We start from the raw sequence: 18592 nt of genomic DNA, 5'->3' as shown, positions 1-18592 counted from the left end.
CAACTACCCTGCGTAGCATGTTGAATGTGCCCCATGACATTCGCGCCATGAATATACGCTGCCCGTCGATTTCATGGCGTGCGAATGGCCAGCGCGGGGCGCAACAGGCATGGTCGACAGTTCGGTGTGCGGTTGATCGCCAGCCGCCGTGTTAAACCAGTCCCGCCGCCTCGCGCAGCTTGCCCCCGTTGATGAGTTCGATCGCGCGCGGACCCTGCGCAGAATCGCGCCTTCCGCTTCCAACGCGCTGAGCGCGCGGGTCACCGTTTCGATGGTCAATACGGGACAGTCGGCCATGTCGGGACGGCCCATCCGAAGCGTGAATTCGCCCGCACCGCCACCGGATTGCGCGCTCACGTCCTTGCCCCACAGAAGGGGAAGCCCGCGAGCCGCGCACTTGCATGTTGCTTCGAGACAGTGATGGCATGGCTGTGGAATGAGCGCAGCACATGACATAGTTTGCACAACAAGCCGATGTTCAGGAGCGGATCGAGTTCGAGTATCGCCTCTAATGCCGTGATGGCAATCTGGTGCGAAAGCAGGGGGGCGAGTGCTTGTAAGCGCTCCTGGCGTAACCTGCCCGGTGATGCGGGACGGACGAGACCGGTTTCGCCGAGCGCGTCCCCAGCGCGGGCAATTTCGCGTCTTACGCGCGCTGTATGGCGAGCCAACGCATGAGCAATGGCAAGAAAGGGGTGAAGGCAACACCAGGAGCTGCAGCAGGTAGCTGTCCTCGGCCTTTATCGAGGCAGCGAATTCTGGGCTATGGTTTTGCACCGAGGCCACGCGTTTCTGTGAACGCAAGAAGGCCCGCACGAACACGACTCTCGCACTCAAGGCGTCGGCGCACAAACCAGCATGTGCCTGTTTCCACGATAAATAAGGATGCCTATTTTTTAGAGGCGCTTTTTTCTCCAAAGCCTTATAGCGACAAATCCAGCGATGGCGTGCGCAAGCCGTTGACAAGCTCCGCGCACTGAGCGCCACTCACGCGGATCGCGTCAAGCGGTGCGGGGCGAACGGCACGGCTGTGAAAAAGACACAGACCGTCGCGGTCTGGAAAGACCGGAGCGCGGGGCGCGCGCTTCGGCCGGAGGTTCCGCCAGGAACCGGCGCTTCACGCGCGCTCAACCCGGCTCCCGGCTTACCCGCGACTCGCTGGCCGCGCGGCAATTACTGGCCGAAGTAGACCGGCTTAGTGCCGTCATCCGAGGGGCGCACAACGGCCGCCGCACCCGATGCCGACGAACCCGCCGGAGCGCCGCCGACCGCGCCGTTTTGCGCCGCGACCTTGGCTTCGGCGGCCTGGATCGCGTCCGGATAGTGCGCATTGTCACCGTCACCGGGACGATAGCCGGCGTTTTCGAGCTGGATGAGTTCGGCGCGCACCTGGGCGCGGGTCACCGGTGCGTTCGACTGGGCGAACGAAGCAACCGGGACGATAAAGGCAGCGGCTACGGCAATAGCCTGAATAAGCGACTTCATGATTACGACCTCCAGTTTGGTTGGTATTGGGAGCGGCATTTACTGCGATCCATGACCAGAAGTGTAGAAGTCGTATGACGTGCGGGTTAACCCCTAATTTCCAAAGGCACTTTTGTGGCTGGCGGAAGGATCGGCGCCACCAAGCTTTCGCACGTTCGCGTGTCACGCGGATCGCCACGGAACGGTTCGCCCGAGATAGTCGACGTAGTGCAAGCCGGCGCGGCCCGCGTGAGGGTCGACCGTATTCACCAGGTTCGGAATGCTATGCTCGATGCCGAGCTTCGCTTGCGGGCCGCCCATGTCGGTTCGCACCCAGCCGGGCGCCATGAGCAGCAGGGTTCGCGCTCGCCAGCGTGGCGCGCCGCGAGGCTGCGCATGAACATGTATAGTGGCGGCCTTGCTGCCTCTATACACCTCGTAATTCCGGTTCACATTGTTCGTTATGCTGCGTTGCCCCGGGGACATCATGCCGATCGTTGCGCCGGGTCGAACGAGATCCTCAAACGCCTCGACCACGCGCATGTTTTGTCCCGGCATGGGGCATCGGGCCATGGCGTCGCCTACGCGTTCGAGCTTCCGGTGCTTTCGCCGTGCCGCCGGAAGTTTTCGCATTGACCGGTTCGCATGACGAACTGAAAGGGTGACGGCTAAATCGGCGACGCCACGGCGGCGGCGCCGGCGAGTTGTTGCTGCGTGAGTTCTTCGAGCGAGGTCATGTCGCGGGAGATGACTTGCGAAAGATGTACGCGCAGGAATTCCAACCACGTTTTCGTTTTCGCATCCACGAACTTGCGCGACGGATAGAGCGCATGAATGCGGTTCTTCTGGAGGACATGCCGCGGCAGTACGCGCACGAGCGTGCCATCGCGCAAGCCCTCTATTGCCGTATACACCGGCAGCATGCCAACGCCCAGGCCCTCACGTATCGCCACCGCGAGCGACTCCGCAATGTTCACCTGAACCGGCCCGCTCACATGCATCTTGACGCTGCCTTCGGGGCCTTCGAGCGTCCATTCGTGAGCGGGCACGCCTGGGGTCCTGAGTATCAGGCAGCCGTGACGCGCGAGATCCGCCGGTGTGCGCGGCGCGCCGTGCTTGCATACGTATTCCGGCGACGCGCACAGGATGCTGCACGAGCTGCCCAGTTGATGGGAGATGAGATCGGAATTCGGCAGCGACGCCGCGGTGATGACCGACACGTCGCTGCTGCCCTCGAACAGATCGGGCAGCGACTGCGAAAGGGTAAGTTCGACCGTCACTTCGGGATGCATCATGCGATAGCGCGAGATGGCGGGCAGGATGTACTGCTGCCCGATGCTCGCAAAGCTGTGCATGCGCAGCGCGCCTGCGGGGCGTTCGTGTGCACCGCAGGCTTCGTCTTCCGCGCGTGCGACGTCAGCGAGTATCTGCTTGCAGCGCGTCAGATAAACCTCGCCGGCGGGCGTGAGCGCGAGTCTGCGCGTTGAGCGGTTGAGCAGACGGGTGCGAATACGGGCTTCCAGTTCCGAGACCGCGCGTGACATGGAGCTTGTGGGTAAATTGAGCGACTGGGCCGCAGCCGTGAAACTGCCGGCTTCGACGACGCGGACCAGCACCCGCATGTTTTGTAGGGTATCCATCAGACCTGCCAGACTTCCTTGTGAATATTTTGGTTCGCTGTAAAGGCGATATTGTCGCTGGTTGCTATGGGCCATTGTTGAGCGATCTGGAACGGACGTTTTTTTCGTGTCCCATTAATTTGCGCGATTGAGCCTCCTACAATCGGCGCCCGGGTCCGCCGTGCGCAACGGCGCTTTTCACAACCAATCGGGTGCCGTGCTTTTTCCATGATTCGCGTGCGAGCCGTCAATCGAGCGCCAAACCTGCCTCATCGCGCCCGAGTTATCTGGCGCGCGTTGCGGCTCGGCGTGCGCGACTGGCAGACCAGTCATGGCACGATTTGGCTCCACCTGCTCAAGACTGTCACGGCCGCGTTGGCCGCGATGGGCATTGCCATGCTGCTCGATATGCCGCAGCCGCGTATCGCGATGACGACGGTATTCGTGCTGATGCAGCCGTTGTCTGGCATGGTCTTCGCGAAGAGCGTGTATCGCATCGTGGGCACCGCGGCGGGCATGATCGCAGCGGTGGTGCTGGGCGCGGTGTTTGTCCAGCAGCCCGAGCTATACATCATGGGCATCACGGCCTGGGTTGCCGCCTGCACGGCGGCGGCCATGCGCAACCGGCATTATCGCTGGTACGCCTTCGTGCTGGCGGGCTATACCGCCGCGCTGATCGGTATTCCGCTCGTGATGCAGCCCAACGGCCTTTTTCTTGCCGCGCTCGGGCGCGGTGCCGAAGTGGCCGTGGGGATTCTGTGCTCGGGCGTGGTCAGCGCCGTCATCCTGCCAAGGCAGACGGTCTCGTTGCTGGAGAGCACGCTGCGCGCACGGTATCTGGACTTCACGTCGTTCGCGGCGCTCGTCTTGTCGAGCGGGCTCCACAGTGGCGCGTTCGAAGGGCGGTTCGCGAAGCTCGTCGATGAGATCGTGGGTTTCGAGGCCACGCGCGCTTTCTCGTTTTTCGAAGACCCGATCATGCGCGCGCGCAGCCAGTTGCTTGCGCGCCTGAACGGCGAGTTCATGGACGTGTGCGCGCGTCTGCACGCGTTGCGGCAACTGAAAAAGCGCCTGCGCTGGAGCGAGGAAGCCATCGCGCCGCTCGCGCCGTATTTCAGCGAGCTTGCCGCGCTGCTCGCGCAGCGCCGGCGCCAGGGCGAAGCGGATCGCGTACGCGCTGCGCATCGCGCAAGGGCTGGAGACGTTCATGCGCACGCTGCCGCGCCACGTGCGCGAGACGCGCCGGCCGCTGGAAGCCGCCGCGCCAGCTGCGTTGCAGGAGTTCGATACGTCGGCCGAACTGATCTACCGCTTCACGGCTGAGATCGTTCGCTATAGCCACACGTGGGCGTCGCTCAAACAGGCGGGCCTGCCCACGGAGCGGCGCATCACGCGCTATGTGCCGCGCACGAGCTGGTACGTGGTGGCGTTCACCTTCATGCGTACGGCCGTGGTGGTTGCCGCGCTCGGCTGGTTCTGGGTGGATACCGACTGGCCGAGCGGTGGCCTTGCAATGATCGCTGGCGCGCTGACCTGTGCGCTCACTTCGTCCGCGCCGCGCGCCACACGCATGGCCTTCCAGATGGCCGCGGGCGCGGGCTGCGCGGCCGTGGTGGGCTATCTGCTGATGTGCTACGCGTATCCGAACATCGACGGCTTTCCGCTGCTTTGCGCCGTGCTCGTGCCGTTCTTCGCGCTCGGTGCGTTCCTCGCGACGCGCGCGCGTATCGCGGGTTTCGGGGTGGGCTTTTCCGTGTTCCTGTGCCTGCTCGCGGGCCCCGACAACGTCATCGTCTATGCGCCGGATCTGCTGATCAACAACGGCATCGCGGTCGTCGCGGCGATGATTGTGGCCGGGCTCGCGTTCGCAGTTGTGTTTCCGCCTCACATGACCTGGCTCGTCGAGCGCATGCGAGTGGCGTTGCGCGCTCAGGTCGTGCTTGCGTGCCACGGCGAGCTGGATGGCCTCAATCAGCGGTTTCAGTCGGGCACGCACGATCTGATGCACCAGTTGCGGCTTATTCTCAACGGACGCGCGCAGGCGCACCGGCGCGCGCTACGCTGGATGCTGATCACGCTGGAAGTGGGCCACGCCGTCATCGACCTGCGCCACGAGGCGCAAACCGCCGCGTGGTTAGGCGCAGCCGATAGCCGTTGGACCGCGAGCCTCGAGCAGGTGAAAAGCGATATCGCACGGCTTTTCGAGCATCCCGGCGCGAGGCAGCTGGAACGCGCACTGATGGCGGTGGGTGCGGCCACCTGGATCGCCCAGCAAGCGCTTCCCGCGGTTCGCCACGACCGCGAACGCCGCCACGACGTGCAGCGGCTCCTGAGTCACCTGCATTTCATCCGCAGCGCGCTCATCGACCGCGACACGCCGCTCGGCGCGATTGCGCGTCAGGTATCGTTTCACCGTCCGGCGCGCACACGAACCGCTTGAAGCGCGGCGTGATCTTGCCGCGGTCTGCAAAGATACCATCCACGCGGCGTCCTTAATCATTTCGACTCCAGATCATATAGTCACATCACTGCTTACGCTGTACCTGTTAGCACTGGAGATGAAAATGAAGTCCGTGAAGATCGCTGTTGTTGCCTGTCCGCTGTTTGCCGCGGCCGCTGCGAATGCGTAGAGCGAGGCACCGGCAGCGGGCGCGACCCAACAAGTCGTGCAATCCGCCGCCCCGCAGGCAGCGCAAGCCTCTGGCCGAAGCGAGAGTGCGAAGCCCGAAAAGAAGAGCGAATGCGTCGGTCCGGTCAGCTTCTGCAATATATCTTTCGGTGGCTGAGATCGAGCGCTGCGGGCGTTAGGAAGACGCTCCGCCCTGGCCACGGCGTCGGCCGCTTCGCGAGGCATGCGAGGAGTGCGAGAGCTTTTACTGTAAGCGGGATGGCGCCCCGCGGGGGCCGAACCAGGATTCGGTGACCCCCAGCGCGCTGGGATTACTGCGTGAGTGCCCGTGTTGTCTACCCAACCCGCAGAGCCTGCGGCTCACATGGAGGAGCGTGGCAGGCACTTATTCCCTCGTAGCAGACGCCATCCACGTCACTCCCCGGATGTCTCGTTGCGCAATAGCGGCCTCGCCAACTTTGCCGAGACATCACACCCTACGCCGCGAGCGATTCGCTCCGGCCGTTCAGTGAGCCATCAGGATACGCATTCATGGGCCGCCAAAAATTCAGGAAAACAGGTTGCAAGCACGTGCCCAACAACAAGCTCTTGTCTCTCGCTTCCTCGATGGTTCGCGCGACCTCTCTGCAAAATCATCTGGCGCTCGAGGCGCAGCGCAGCCGCTACGGTGCGAGCTTCCATGTCACGTTGCTCTTTCGCACTGTCTATCTGAGCTACCTCTTGCGCGACACCATCGAGCAGGGCTGTGATCTGGACGTGTTTCAGGACGCGGAATCCGCGCTGTACCATTGCAGCCTTCGTGCCGAAGAGGACGGCTCATGGCTGCTTGCCGAAGCCGATATCGACGCGCTAAAGATCGTGCTGACCGTGCACGATTGGCAGCTTCAGTTGGTCCCGGCGCATGTGTATGAGTCCGCATGCGCGCACCTTCTCGATTACTTGATAAGCGGAGAGACGACCGTTATCCCCGGGGCGCCGAATAGTGCACTGGTCAGGAATTCGTGATTCGCGCATTGAGAACATCAGCATGCCGAAAACTTGATTCGGTATGTTGATCGTGAAGGGCTTTGCGAGTCGCATTCCGCGCATTCACGTGCGCGGAAAAACAGGGTGTTGGAACCTCCGTTTTACTCCAGGAGGTTTTCTTCCGCCGCCCTTCCATAGTTTCTAGAGAACGCCCACGCGCGCCTGCTTGCCCAGCACCTCGCCGCACAAGGCCAGCCAGGCGCGCGCGGCGTGTGACATGTAGCGATCCGGCGACCAGATGTGCGTGAGCGTCCAGTCGAGCGCGGGCTCCGTCACGCGTGCGAGCGCGAGATTGCTGACGTCGAGATGCGCGAGAAACGGTTCGGGCAGGAACGTGGTGCCGAGCCCCGCCGCCGCCATCGCCGCAAGAAAGTCCCAGTGTCCGCTCCTGGCCACGACGTGAGGCTCGATGCCGGCTTCCTGAAATGCCGCACGAAGGCGTCGGGTCAGGGCGAATGCGTCGTCCAGCAGTATCAGCGGTTGACCCTTGAGCGCGGCAAGCTTCACGGTGCGCCGTCCCGCCCATGGCGCCTCGCGCGGACCCACGGCCCAGATCGTGTAGCGCGCGATTACGCGGGTCGCCAGCTTCTCCTGGCTGGCTCCGGGCAACAGCACGGTTGCGCCGACTTCCAGTTCGCCGTCGATGACTTTCTGTTCGAGCAATTGCCCGCCATGTTCGGCGAGCCGAAGTTCGAGCTTCGGGTAACGCTGCTGAAAGGCACGGACCGCGGCCGGGAAGAACAGGTTGCCCATAGGCGGCATGCCCACGGTGAGCTGTCCCTGGCCGAGCAGCGCGACGTCGGCGACTTCCGTTTGCAGTTCGCGTATTACCGAAAGCGCCTGCAAGCCACGCTCGTAGACCACGCGGCCGACGTCCGTGAGCTGTACCTGGCGGCCGTTGCGGATCAAGAGCGGGTGCCCGATTTCATCCTCCAGCTGCCGCACCATCTTGCTGATTGTCGACTGGGTGACAAAGACGGCGGCCGCGGCCTGCGTGAAGCTGCCCAGTTGAACGGTTTCGGCAAAGTAGCGCAGCGCGCGGACATCGATGGGCATCGTCTGAAGGAGAAAGAGAGACGGCGTAAGGCATGAAAAAAACGACTGCATTTCATGACATTAAATCACGTTATGCATCGAACAATCTTCATTAAACTTGATGACATCGGGAGTCGGATAGGCGTCATTCATCGTACGGACGGGCGGCAAACCGACAGACAGTTGCATACCAAAGGAGACAGAAGTGCTTGAGGAGCGGATTCGTCTGGCGCAACTGCGCGACAGGATCGTTTCGGCGGAGGAGGCCGCGTCGCTGATTCATGACGGCATGACCGTCGGCATGAGCGGGTTTGGCGCCGCCGGGGACTGCAAGGTGGTTCCACTGGCGCTGGCCGAGCGCAGTCACAAGCACTCTTTACGGATTACGCTGATGACGGGCGCGTCGGTGGGTCACGAAGTGGACGGCGTGCTTGCCGAAGCGGGTGTGATCGCGCGGCGCATGCCGTTTCAGTCGGACCGCACCCTGCGCAAGCAGATCAACGCGGGCGAGGCGATGTTCGTCGACCTTCACCTTTCCGAAATGGCGGAGCAGTTGCGCGACGGCCACCTCGGCCCGGTCGACGTGGCCGTCATCGAAGCGGTGGCGGTGGGCGAGGCCGGTATCGTACCAACGATGTCGGTCGGCAATTCGGCCGTGTTCGCGGCGCTTGCGAAGCAGGTGATCGTCGAGATCAATCTGGACATGCCGCTCGGGCTCGAAGGGTTGCACGACGTTTATCTGCCGCGCGCCCGTCCAGACCGCGAGCCGCTTGCACTGACCGGCGCGGCGCAGCGCATCGGCCTTCCGTATATTCCGTTGGACCCGCAAAAGATTGCGGCGATCGTCGTCACGCGCAGGAGTGACAGCCCCAACCAGGTCCTGCCGCCGGATTCGGACACCACGCAGATCGCCGGGCACCTGAGCGGCTTTCTCGCACACGAGGTACGTGCGGGCCGGCTTGGCCCCTCGTTGCGGCCGCTTCAGGCCGGCGTGGGCTCCATCGCCAATGCTGTGCTACATGGGCTCGTCGATTCGGGTTTTCGCGGTTTGCGCATGTATTCGGAGGTGCTTCAGGACGGCGCGATCGAGCTGCTCGACACGGGCTGTGTCGATTTTGCGTGTGCCTCCGCGATTATGCTCTCGAGCGAATATCAGAAGCGCTTTTTCGAGGGACTGGAGCGCTACCGCTCACGCGTGCTGTTGCGGCCGCAAGAGGTCAGCAACCATCCCGAGGTCATTCGCCGGCTGGGCGTTATCGCGGTGAACACCGCACTCGAATGCGACATCTATGGTAACGTGAACTCGACACACGTGGGCGGCACGCACATGATGAACGGCATCGGCGGCTCGGGCGACTTCGCGCGCAATGCGTATCTTTCCGTGTTCGTGACGAAGTCGCTTGCTAAGGCGGGCGACATTTCGAGCATCGTCCCGATGGTGTCGCACGTCGATCATACTGGCCAGGATGTGGACGTCATCGTAACCGAGCACGGGCTGGCCGACCTGCGCGGTCTCGCGCCGCGTGAGCGCGCGCAGCGGATCATCGCGCATTGCGTGGACCCGTCATACCGGGACGCGCTGCGTGATTATGTGACGAAGGCGGGCACGCGCGGCGGACACACGCCTCATCTGATCGAGGAGGCGCTCGCATGGCACGCGCGTTATCGCGAGCGGGGCAGTATGCGAGCCGATCAGGCTGTGCGCGCGCCTTCGCAACCGCCTACCGTGTCTGCCTGACTTTGCCTGATCTTGCACGATGGATACGTTACAAAACATGCGGGTGTTCGTCCGCATCGTCGAGGCGGGCAGTTTCACCGCCGCGGCCTACTCGCTCGATTCAACCACGGGCGGCATGTCACGCGCGCTCTCTGAACTCGAGGCGCATCTGCGCACGCGCTTGCTCAACCGCTCCACGCGCCGCCTCGCACTCACTCCCGCCGGCGAGCTCTATTTGAAGCGCTGCAAGCAGATTCTTGCGGATCTTGGCAGCGCCGAGGAGGAAGCCAGCGGCGCGCATGAGCGCCCTGCGGGCGCGTTGCGCTTGCATAGCTTCGCGAGCATCGGGCAACAGTACGTGTTGCCCGCGATCTCGAAGTATCGCGCATTACATCCCGAGGTGACGATCGAGCTGACGCTCTCGCAGCGCATGGCCGACCTGTTCGAGGGCAGCAGCGACGTGTCGGTCGTCACGGCCACCTCACTGCCAGATTCCGATCTCGTTTCGCATCAGTTGGGATCGTCGTGCAGCATCCTGTGCGCGTCACCGGGGTATGTGCGTACCCACGGCGCGCCTCGCACACCCGCCGATCTCGCGCATCACGACTGCCTGATCCTCAAGACGCCGACCTCGCCTGTGCACGAATGGGCGCTCGAAGGCCCGGAGGGCAGCGTGGAAATGCACGTGGACGGCCCGGTGCAGGTGAATATCGCGGAATCGCTCGCGGTAGCGATTCGCGAGGGCATGGGCATCGGCATGCTGCCCGTTTATGCGGCGATTGACGGCCTGCGCAACGGCACGCTCGTGCGCGTGCTGCCGCAACACATTCTCCAGAAGGTCAACGTATATGCACTGTATCCGTCGCGCAAGTTCGTCGATGCGAAGACGAAGACCTGGGTGGAGTTTTTGCGCGCCCATCTGCCCCAGGTGATCGCGCGCGACATGGCGCTGCTGGAAAAACTGACGCGCGAACAACTCGCGCATACGCCGGTGATTGAGGCGCATGAAGCGTCGGCAGACATGTCGTGAATGCGCACCACGGTGCCCCCGCGCCGCTAGAAGCGATGCCGCAGTCCCACGGCCGCAACGAGCTGGTTCGCGCCTGACGCACGGGAGAAGTTCGAGATCTGCGCACCTTGAATGCCCGTGCCCTCCAGCTGGTTCGCGCGTTGATAGATCGTCTCGACATAGACGTCGGTGCGCGGCGAGAAGAAATACGTAGACACGAGGCCCGCCTGGTGCCATTTCGGATAGCGCGCGCCGGTTGGCGTGGCGAAGCGGCCTAGCGTGAACGTGTAGCCCGCGGAGAGGTTCCAGTCCGGCGTCACGTAGTAGCGGACATTGACTTCGACGTTGTCGAAGCGCACGTCGTCACCCGGCAGGCTGATGGCGGTGTCGGCCACATTGTTGATCGAGGTGGCGTTGTCCAGGCGCGTTTCGCTGAAAATGAGGCCTGCAGCGCCGGAGCCGAAATGGTAAAGGCCGCCTGCGGCCCAGGTGCGTTGCCGCTCGGCATTGAAGGGTGCGCCTGCGGGCACGGCGCCATCGGTATTGGCCGTGGAGAGGTTCGAGGCGCGGTCCAATTGCACGTAGCCCGCGCCGGTATCAAGGTTGCCGTACTGATACGAGAAACCGAAGCTGTACGCGCGGTTGTTCGCGAAGCCGCCCGCCGCGTTCGAGAAGCCGTACAGCGCGCCGAGCTTCAGATTGCCCAGCACCGGCGTGACGTATTTGACTGAATTATTGATGCGGGTGTAGTTGTCGAGATTGTCGTTGTCGTAGACGTGTGCGAAGCCCGCGCCGCCATACGACGTTCCACCGAGCGAGAACGGTTCAACGAACTGCACGACCTCGTCGAACTGGCGTCCCATCGTGAGCGTGCCCGCGCGCTGAGACGAAAGCCCCATCCATGCCTGGAAGCCGAACAGGCGGCCTTGCTGCGCCGCGTTGCCGTTCATCACGGAAAAGCCGTTGGTGAGCGTGAAGATCGCGCTGAGATCGCTGCTGAGCGGCTCGTTGCCGGACAAGGCCCAGCGGCTGATGTTGATGTCGCCGTTTTTCGCCTGCCAGGCGCTTTGATGGCCGTTCGTGTTGCCCGCGTCGCTCACATACGCGATACCGGCATCGACGGACCCGGACAGGCGGATGGACTGGGCGTGGCTCGCGGGACTCGCGAACGCGATCGCGACGCTGGCGAGACCAACTTCGAGTTCTATTTTCCGAACCGACATATACATTCCCCTTATTTTAAGTAATGCTTATAAATGCATCGAAGCGTTTCGCGCTGCCATGCGTATGCGAGTCGGTATAGTTAATTGGGAGCGGTGGCGAAAAAATCACAGCGAGTGGAATGGAGTGTTCCAGATCGCTCAACAAAGCCGGTGACAGGCGAGGGCAAGCGGTGCGAGGGGTATCGATCGATTTGCGATATGGATATCGCCATATCTTGCTTGACGCGTATGCACAAGCCGGTGATGACATGTTTCATCTGTAACTTTGCGGTCACCCGCCTGGCATCCGCAGGCTACCGTGCTCCCGCAAACTAACGGCGCTAGCTCGCGTTTCGGCCCGGCACACGGCGGCGGGGTCCGCGGCCGCGCGGAGGCCTCAGTTGCATCATGAAGCGGGCTTCCGGGTTCGGTCGCCCGTGCGTGGGCGATGAGAACGTCCCGCGAGCTGGCGCACGACGCTCGCGGGCGGTCCACTGTTCGTTGGTCGTGCCTTTATCCGCACCGATTCGCAGGCCGTTCAGTTGCTCGGGCGACTTCAGCACCCCCTTCTTCGCGATGAACTGCGTGCGCGATGCAAAGTACGCAGCCTATCGGCCCGACATGCAAGTGGGAACCAGGCTTTTACCAGATCGAAAGGGATGCGAGCAATTTGGCTCGCACGGCCCCCGTGTAAAGGACCGCGCGAGAAGAAGGGGTGGCGCGCGCTAGAACCCGTGAATCAGCGCGATGCGATACATCATCTGGTTTTGCCCCGAAGAGACGTCCGCCGAGCCGGGAATGTTCGCATAGTCGAATTGCGTGCCCGTGTTCGCGGACACGGCTCGCTGGTACGCGCCTTCGAGATAAATGGATGTGCGCGCTGAAATATCGTAATTGAGCTTCAGGCTCAGTTGATGCCACTTCGGATTGTAGCTACCGGTGCTCGCGGTCAAGTGAGCCTGCGTATACGTGTAAGCGCCGCCCAGGTAGAGCGAGTGCGTGAAGTGGTACAGCGCGCTGACTTCGAAGTTGTCGAACTTCCACGCGTGCCATACGCCGCCGGCCGGCTGCGTGTTGCCACCATCGGAGGTGAAGTAGGCGTTGGCGGTCGGATCGTAGACGTCCACGTGTGAATACGCGAAGCCGAGCAGCCAGTTGGAGAACGTGTAGTTCACGCCCACCCCGATATTCTGCTGCGATTTCGCGTTGAATGTGTTGTCGCTCGTGACGGCGCCCGACGAATTGGCGTCCGCGGTCGTTGCGCTGGAAGCATTGTTCATTTTCAGGTAAGAAGCGCCGAGCGAAAGGCCGCCGTTGACGTATTGCGCGGCGAAGCCATAGAGTCGGTTATCCGAAAATCCGCCAGCCTCGTTGCTGAAACCATACATCGCTTCGCCCGTAAACCCGCGATACGTGGGCGACACGTACTTGACTGAGTTGTTTACCCGGAACGAGTAGTCGGTGTTGTCGTTGTCGTACGGGTGCGCGAAGATGTAGCCGGTCCAGTTGCCGTTGGCCGTCATTGGCGAGAACATGTCCACGCTCGGATCGTACTGGCGGCCCAGCGTGAGCGTGCCGAATCGATCGGATGAAAGGCCGACCCAGGCTTGGCGGCCGAACTGGCGGCCACCCTGCCCATTGTGGCCCGTGTTCACGTCGAAGCCATTCTCGAGCTGAAACTGCGCACGCACGCCACCGCCGAGATCTTCCGTGCCTTTCAAGCCCCAGCGGCTCCCATAGTCGTAGCCGCTCTCCAGTTGCCACGCCGTGTTGGCCCGCGCGTTGCTCGTGAAGTTGAGCCCGTCTTCGATCTTCCCATAGAGCGTGACGCTATTCTGCGCGTAGGCCGCACTGCTGCCTATCAGTGTCACGATCAGGCATCCCCCCAGTTTTGCGTTCAATTCCGTTCTCCCGTCGATACGAATTCGCGGCGTTCGCCGCCCCCGTTCCGCTTACGCGCCCGGCCGGTCGAACCGGAAGCGGATAAGCGTGTTGCATTGCAGGAGGGGAGTTTCAAACATCGAAAATTTGCGACTAAGTGCCGTTTCCGTAACGCACCTTTCCAGACCCGAGCGAAATCGACGCGGCGCGCGCGGCCGCTGGACGCACGGTTTGCCATCCGGCCCGCACGAGGCGCGGCGTGAAGAAATGCGAGAAGGCCCAAGGCGTAAAGATCAATGGCCTGCCTGCGTCGTCCGAACTCGTCGCCTAAGATGAGCAGTCCGACCCGCGCGCGGGCGTGCGGGTCGCAAACGCGGGCACGGCGGGCGCCTATGGCGTCATGACGACGAAGGCCAAACGCATCGACGTGATCGACGACCGCACGGCGTTCATGTCAGGGCGAAGCGGACGAGTTTGTGAAGGCGGCCAAGGCAGGCGACCGATATACCTGATCGTGACACGGATCGTCAGCAGTGCGGCATGCGGCAGATGTTCTGATTGTTACGCGGGACTCACACCAATGCCGCATCACGCGAACGCAGCCACAGCGTGAGCGCTTCATGCGGCATTGGCTTCGCGTAGAGGAAGCCCTGCAATTCATCGCAGCCGATGCGGCGCAAAGCGTTGGCTTCGTGTTCGTGCTCGACGCCTTCCGCCACCACGCGCATGCCGAGCTCATGGCCGAGTTCGACGATCGCGCGAATCACGGCGAGATCAGAAGCCTCGTTTAGCCGCCCATGCACGAACGCGCGATCGATCTTGAGCCGGTCGAGCGGGTAGCGGTGCAGATAGCTAAGACTCGAGTAGCCCGTGCCGAAATCGTCGAGCGACAGCTTGACGCCCAGCGCGCGGATCTTCTTGATTGCGTCGAGGTAGTGACCGACGCTTTCCATCAGCACGGTCTCCGTGATTTCGAGCTCGAGCCGGTCCGGTTCCACGCCATGTGCCGCAAGGGTATCGCGCAGGTGGTTGACGAGCCGTTCATCGTCGCGCATCTGGATGGCCGAGAGATTGATCGAGACCCGCATGTCGGGCAAACCGGCTTCGCGCCAGCGCGCGATCTGGCGGCACGCTTCCTCGATCACCCATGCACCGATTGGCAGGATCAGCCGTGTTTCCTCCGCGATGGGAATGAATTCCGACGGCTGGACGAGGCCAAGATCGGGATGTTGCCAACGCAACAAGGCCTCGACGCTTATCAGATCCCCTGTCGACGCATTCACGCTGGGCTGATACGCAAGCCACAACTCATTGCGCTCGACGGCCGTGCGCAAGTGCGTTTCCAGTTCGAGGCGATGACGCGTGCTTTCGGCCATGTCCGGTGAGAAGAATTTCACGAGATTGCGGCCGCTCGACTTCGCACGGTACATGGCCGCGTCGGCGTTTTGCATTAGTACTTCTATCGTCGCGCCGTCGTCGGGAAACATGGCGATGCCGATGCTGCACGCAACCTGCAAGGTCATGCCGCCAATCGAATGGGGTTCGCGCATGAGCGGCAGCAGGCGCTCTTCGATGAGCCGCGCCACGTCCGCGCTGCCGCCCGCGCCCGAGAGCAGCACTGTGAACTCATCGCCGCCGAGCCGGCTCACGATGTCGCCGGCCCGTACCGATTGCAGCAGACGCCGCGCGACCGAGCGCAAGAGCCCGTCGCCCGCGTGGTGGCCGAGCGTATCGTTGATGTCCTTGAAGCGATCGAGGTCGATGAAGAGCACGGCAACGCGGCCGCTTGTCTGGCGCGCGTGGTCAATGGCTGCGCCAACGCGCTTCGTGAAGAGCGCGCGATTGGGCAGCTCTGTGAGCACGTCGTGTTCAGCGAGAAACTGGATTCGCGCCTCGCTCTTCTTGCGGTCGGTGATGTCGATGAGCGTGCAGATATAGTGCGAAACGCTCGCGCGCTTGTCGCGCACGGCGCTAATCATGAGCCACGCGGGATAATCGCCGCCCGCGCGCCGGCGCACCACGGCTTCGCCGTTCCAGACGCTCGAAATGTCGACGAGCGCGGTGAGTTGCGGCATCACCGGTTCGCCGTTCGGCGACGCGAGCACGAAATCGGGCAGCGTGCCGCACACGTCTTCGGCGCGGTAGCCCGTGGCGCGATAGAACGAAGAATTCGCGGTGAGCAGGCGCCGGTTCCCGTCGAGAATCAGGATCGCCTCCGACGAAGCCTCGAACACCTTCGCCCATAGTTCGAGCCGCTGCTCCATGAGCTTGATCTGGTTGATCGGCGTGAAGGAGGTCAACACGGCATCGCGGCCCTGAAACGTGAGGTGCCGCGCCGAAAGCATGGCCCACGTGGGTTCTTCGCTGCCCATCCAGCGCACTTCGAACTCGTCCACAGCGTCGCGATCGGAGAGCTGTTGGAAAAAGCGCGCGCGCACTGCGGAATCGAGGCCCAGCGCCCACGGGTCGGACGTGCAGCCGTTGAGCCAATATAGGGCAGGGCGATTCGCATGCAGCACCTCATGACCCGGCACCGCCGTGACCATCATCGGCACGGGTGTCGCTTCGACGAGTGCATGCTGCGCCTGTGAAGCGCGGGCCGTGGCCGCGAGTTCCTTTTGCACGTCGCGCTCGCGATCGAGCTGCACGAGCATGTCGTTGAAGCCGAGCACGAGCTGGCCGATCTCGTCCTGACTACGCCATGTAGCGCGCACGCCATGGTCGCCTGTGCGGCGCACGGTGTCCATCACGCGCGCGAGCTCGCGCAGCGGCCGCGAGATCTGCTGCGCGACGAGGTAGACCATCGAAAGAATCCCGCACAGCAGAAAGAGCGCTGTGCCCAGATGGAGCCACATGCGGGAGAAGAGGCCGCGTACGCGCGCATGCAGCAGTGTGTCGAGCTCGACCTCCGTGGCGTGCCATGCCTCGCCCACGCGCGCGACGAGCATCTCGTGCGCGGCCTGCGCTGCCGCGCGGCTCGCGGCGTTGCCGCCGGACTGTGCGACCACCGTGCGTGCCGCCTCGCGATACGCTTCGAGCGCGTCGAGCAGATTCGCGACCGGAGCGGCGAGCGCGAGCTTCACATCCTTGTTTGCGGCGGCCGCTTCGGAAAAATCGGAGCGCAAGCCCTGCGCGACGGCGTCGAGTTGGCCTTCGAGAACGAGATAGCTTGTACTCAGATCGCGCCGTGCGGGCGCACTGTCGGCGCCAACGCTGCCCTCGCGCAAACGTTGGCCTATGCCGTTCGCGGCGTCGAGCAGCGCTGGATAGCGCAGGATCGACAGCGACATCGAGTAATAGCTGTCCAGATCGGGGTCGAGGATCAGGTTGGACTGATTGCCCACACGCGTGATGAGTTCGCGACAAGCGTTGAGCGCCGCCCGCACGACCTCGGGAGGGGGCGGATGCTCTGCGCGTGCGGCGGCCGCCAGCGCCCCGAGCGCGCTGCGTGTGCGTCCGTTCAAGTCGCCGCTCTCGAGGTTCGCGCCATATTGCGCTTCGGCGCTCGCGAGTGCGGACGTCAGGCGGCCGACCTGTTGCGTGTCGACGCGACCGTCTGCGCCGCTTTTGGCGACGTCAATCAGCACGTCTTGCAGGGTGCCGAGATATGCATTGCCGATGATCTCTTTCTGCGAGAAGTCGATCGAAATATATTTTTCATGAATCAGGATGCCGCTGATATATACCACCGCACTCAGATCGAGCAGATAGATCAGCAGCAGCTTGCGCCCAACGCGTAAGCGTCCGAGCAAGCGAATAAGCAAATTGTGTTTCATCGGACACGCCGAAACGACACTAGAAAATACGCCATATTCATGACCGGAAAAACGACGCGCCTGAGAGCAGGCGGCTCACTTCGAAGCGCACCTGACTCTAGCGTAACGGCTAAAGATTACGGCAACTTTAACGCGTCAAAATCAATTCATCTGTGTTGACGCGTGCTCGCTTCGATGGCTGCTCGATGCCAGCTTACGAGAGCGGCAAGCGAAACGCTGAATTCACAGCCTCGCTAGCCGCACTTTCAGGTGCGCGACTCGATGACTTTCGTTTGTCGCCCCAGGCAGGTTTGCCTGGACCGCACGCACGGTAAGCGTGCTTTCCAATAATTACGCTCAGAAACGACGTGTCTCGCTCAAGGTTAGCAATATCCGACCTCTAACCGCGACGACGCGGGTTCATGGATATTGAAGTTCGCGGACATAGAACCTAAACAAATGCCGTATGGCGTCCAGGAGCCGGTTTTCCGTGCCGACTGTCACTTGTGCCGAGCCGCTATTTTGCCAGGGACGGGGTGCGCGGATCTCATCGAGGCGGCGGGCTCGCCTCGAAGCACTTACTCATCCGCCGATGTTTAACTGCACTCAGGTCCGATCCAGCGCTTTTATCGTTAGCGCGGCGGCGGCGGCACGCGTTTCGACATGCAGCTTGCGGAACAGATGTTCCAGATGCTTGTTGACCGTGCGTGGCGCCATACCCAGAATGTCGCCGATGTCGCGATTCGTTTTGCCGCGTGAAACCCGGAGCAGGACTTCGGCCTCGCGCGAAGTCAGGCCGAAGCGCGAACCGAGCGCATTGCGCTGTACCGTATCGTCTAGTTCCTTGAGGATGATGATCCATTCGCCCGGCTCGGGCGCGGGCGTCGCGCTCGCCGAGCGGCGAACGTGCCCCGTTGCGAACTCGTGAACGGCGTCGGGTGGGCATCCGCGCGCAAGCCACTCCTCGAACCAGGCGTGCAACTGCGGCGGCAATGTCAGGCGCGCGCCGGCTTGCGTTGCCTCATCCGCGTGATTGGCATCGACCTCGGAGTAGGCCGCGATCTGGCGCGCGGCCTGCGGACTTTGCCAGCGGATCGCGCCATCGGCGCCCACGATCAGCGCTGCGCGTGTATCGAGCGACAGCGCGGCGTGCGCATAGAGTTGCGCGCGCGAGCGCCGCACGTGCGCGTCAATGCGCGCGCTCACTTTCGGTCAACGCCGTCATGAAGATCACGGGAAGGTACTCGTGGCGCAT

At 62.7% G+C, this 18592-nt stretch carries 11 protein-coding genes and 5 pseudogenes; 5 read left to right on the top strand and 11 right to left on the bottom strand.

Annotated features, from left to right (window positions below; genetic code table 11):
• Positions 1-3 precede the first annotated feature (3 nt).
• The 5 genes and pseudogenes from U5A52_RS43375 to U5A52_RS34010 all read right to left on the bottom strand — a co-directional run bounded on the left by U5A52_RS43375 (position 4) and on the right by U5A52_RS34010 (position 3313).
• Positions 4-456, bottom strand: coding sequence for a helix-turn-helix domain-containing protein (locus U5A52_RS43375; RefSeq protein WP_415774089.1), 453 nt, complete (start codon positions 454-456; stop codon positions 4-6).
• A 717-nt stretch (positions 457-1173) separates the two neighbouring features.
• Entirely contained in the window at positions 1174-1485 is a 312-nt protein-coding gene (locus U5A52_RS34025; RefSeq protein WP_321938328.1) for a DUF4148 domain-containing protein, read from the bottom strand.
• Between the two features lie 162 nt (positions 1486-1647).
• Positions 1648-2007: pseudogene (locus tag U5A52_RS34020) on the bottom strand (3-oxoacyl-ACP reductase); the annotation flags it as partial.
• Between the two features lie 125 nt (positions 2008-2132).
• Positions 2133-3104: a LysR family transcriptional regulator gene (locus U5A52_RS34015; RefSeq protein ID WP_321938326.1), complete on the bottom strand. Its 972-nt coding sequence runs from the start codon at positions 3102-3104 to the stop codon at positions 2133-2135.
• A complete protein-coding gene (locus U5A52_RS34010; protein ID WP_321938325.1) occupies positions 3104-3313 on the bottom strand; it encodes a hypothetical protein in 210 nt (69 codons plus the stop codon). Before U5A52_RS34010 ends, U5A52_RS34015 begins: the two co-directional genes overlap by 1 nt.
• Here U5A52_RS34010 and U5A52_RS43370 point away from each other — a divergent pair.
• Positions 3312-5523 (top strand): annotated as a pseudogene (locus U5A52_RS43370) (FUSC family protein). The gene U5A52_RS34010 and the pseudogene U5A52_RS43370 overlap by 2 nt on opposite strands.
• Before the next feature lie 720 nt (positions 5524-6243).
• Entirely contained in the window at positions 6244-6717 is a 474-nt protein-coding gene (locus U5A52_RS33995; RefSeq protein ID WP_321938319.1) for a hypothetical protein, read from the top strand.
• Between the two features lie 162 nt (positions 6718-6879).
• Here the strand turns inward: U5A52_RS33995 and U5A52_RS33990 are convergent, their stop codons facing one another.
• Complete coding sequence (locus U5A52_RS33990; RefSeq protein WP_321938317.1) at positions 6880-7794, bottom strand: LysR family transcriptional regulator; 915 nt, start codon at positions 7792-7794, stop codon at positions 6880-6882.
• Positions 7795-7978: 184 nt separating this feature from the next.
• Here U5A52_RS33990 and U5A52_RS33985 point away from each other — a divergent pair, with 184 nt between their 5' ends.
• Both U5A52_RS33985 and U5A52_RS33980 read left to right on the top strand, forming a co-directional pair.
• On the top strand, positions 7979-9511 hold the full coding sequence (locus U5A52_RS33985; protein WP_321938316.1) for a succinate CoA transferase: 1533 nt from the start codon (positions 7979-7981) through the stop codon (positions 9509-9511).
• Between the two features lie 19 nt (positions 9512-9530).
• Complete coding sequence (locus U5A52_RS33980; RefSeq protein WP_321938315.1) at positions 9531-10520, top strand: LysR family transcriptional regulator; 990 nt, start codon at positions 9531-9533, stop codon at positions 10518-10520.
• 26 nt (positions 10521-10546) lie between these two features.
• Here U5A52_RS33980 and U5A52_RS33975 read toward each other — a convergent pair whose 3' ends face one another.
• The 3 genes and pseudogenes from U5A52_RS33975 to U5A52_RS33965 all read right to left on the bottom strand — a co-directional run bounded on the left by U5A52_RS33975 (position 10547) and on the right by U5A52_RS33965 (position 13602).
• Positions 10547-11722, bottom strand: coding sequence for a porin (locus U5A52_RS33975; protein WP_321938313.1), 1176 nt, complete (start codon positions 11720-11722; stop codon positions 10547-10549).
• A 473-nt stretch (positions 11723-12195) separates the two neighbouring features.
• Positions 12196-12303, bottom strand: a pseudogene (locus U5A52_RS33970) (amino acid ABC transporter substrate-binding protein); the annotation flags it as partial.
• A 123-nt stretch (positions 12304-12426) separates the two neighbouring features.
• Positions 12427-13602, bottom strand: coding sequence for a porin (locus U5A52_RS33965; protein ID WP_321938311.1), 1176 nt, complete (start codon positions 13600-13602; stop codon positions 12427-12429).
• Positions 13603-13952: 350 nt separating this feature from the next.
• Here U5A52_RS33965 and U5A52_RS43365 point away from each other — a divergent pair.
• A pseudogene (locus tag U5A52_RS43365) lies at positions 13953-14076 on the top strand (branched-chain amino acid ABC transporter substrate-binding protein); the annotation flags it as partial.
• Positions 14077-14154: 78 nt separating this feature from the next.
• On the opposite strand, the gene U5A52_RS33955 reads toward U5A52_RS43365, so the two are convergent.
• Positions 14155-17358: an EAL domain-containing protein gene (locus tag U5A52_RS33955; protein ID WP_321938309.1), complete on the bottom strand. Its 3204-nt coding sequence runs from the start codon at positions 17356-17358 to the stop codon at positions 14155-14157.
• A gap of 585 nt (positions 17359-17943) precedes the next feature.
• A pseudogene (locus U5A52_RS33950) lies at positions 17944-18592 on the bottom strand (helix-turn-helix transcriptional regulator); the annotation flags it as partial.

Origin of the sequence: Paraburkholderia sp. J8-2, from assembly GCF_905220195.1 — a bacterium.
In the GTDB taxonomy this organism is placed as follows: domain Bacteria; phylum Pseudomonadota; class Gammaproteobacteria; order Burkholderiales; family Burkholderiaceae; genus Paraburkholderia.
Note: the sequence above shows the minus strand (reverse complement) of the source record. Positions and strands in the feature narration are given on the sequence as shown.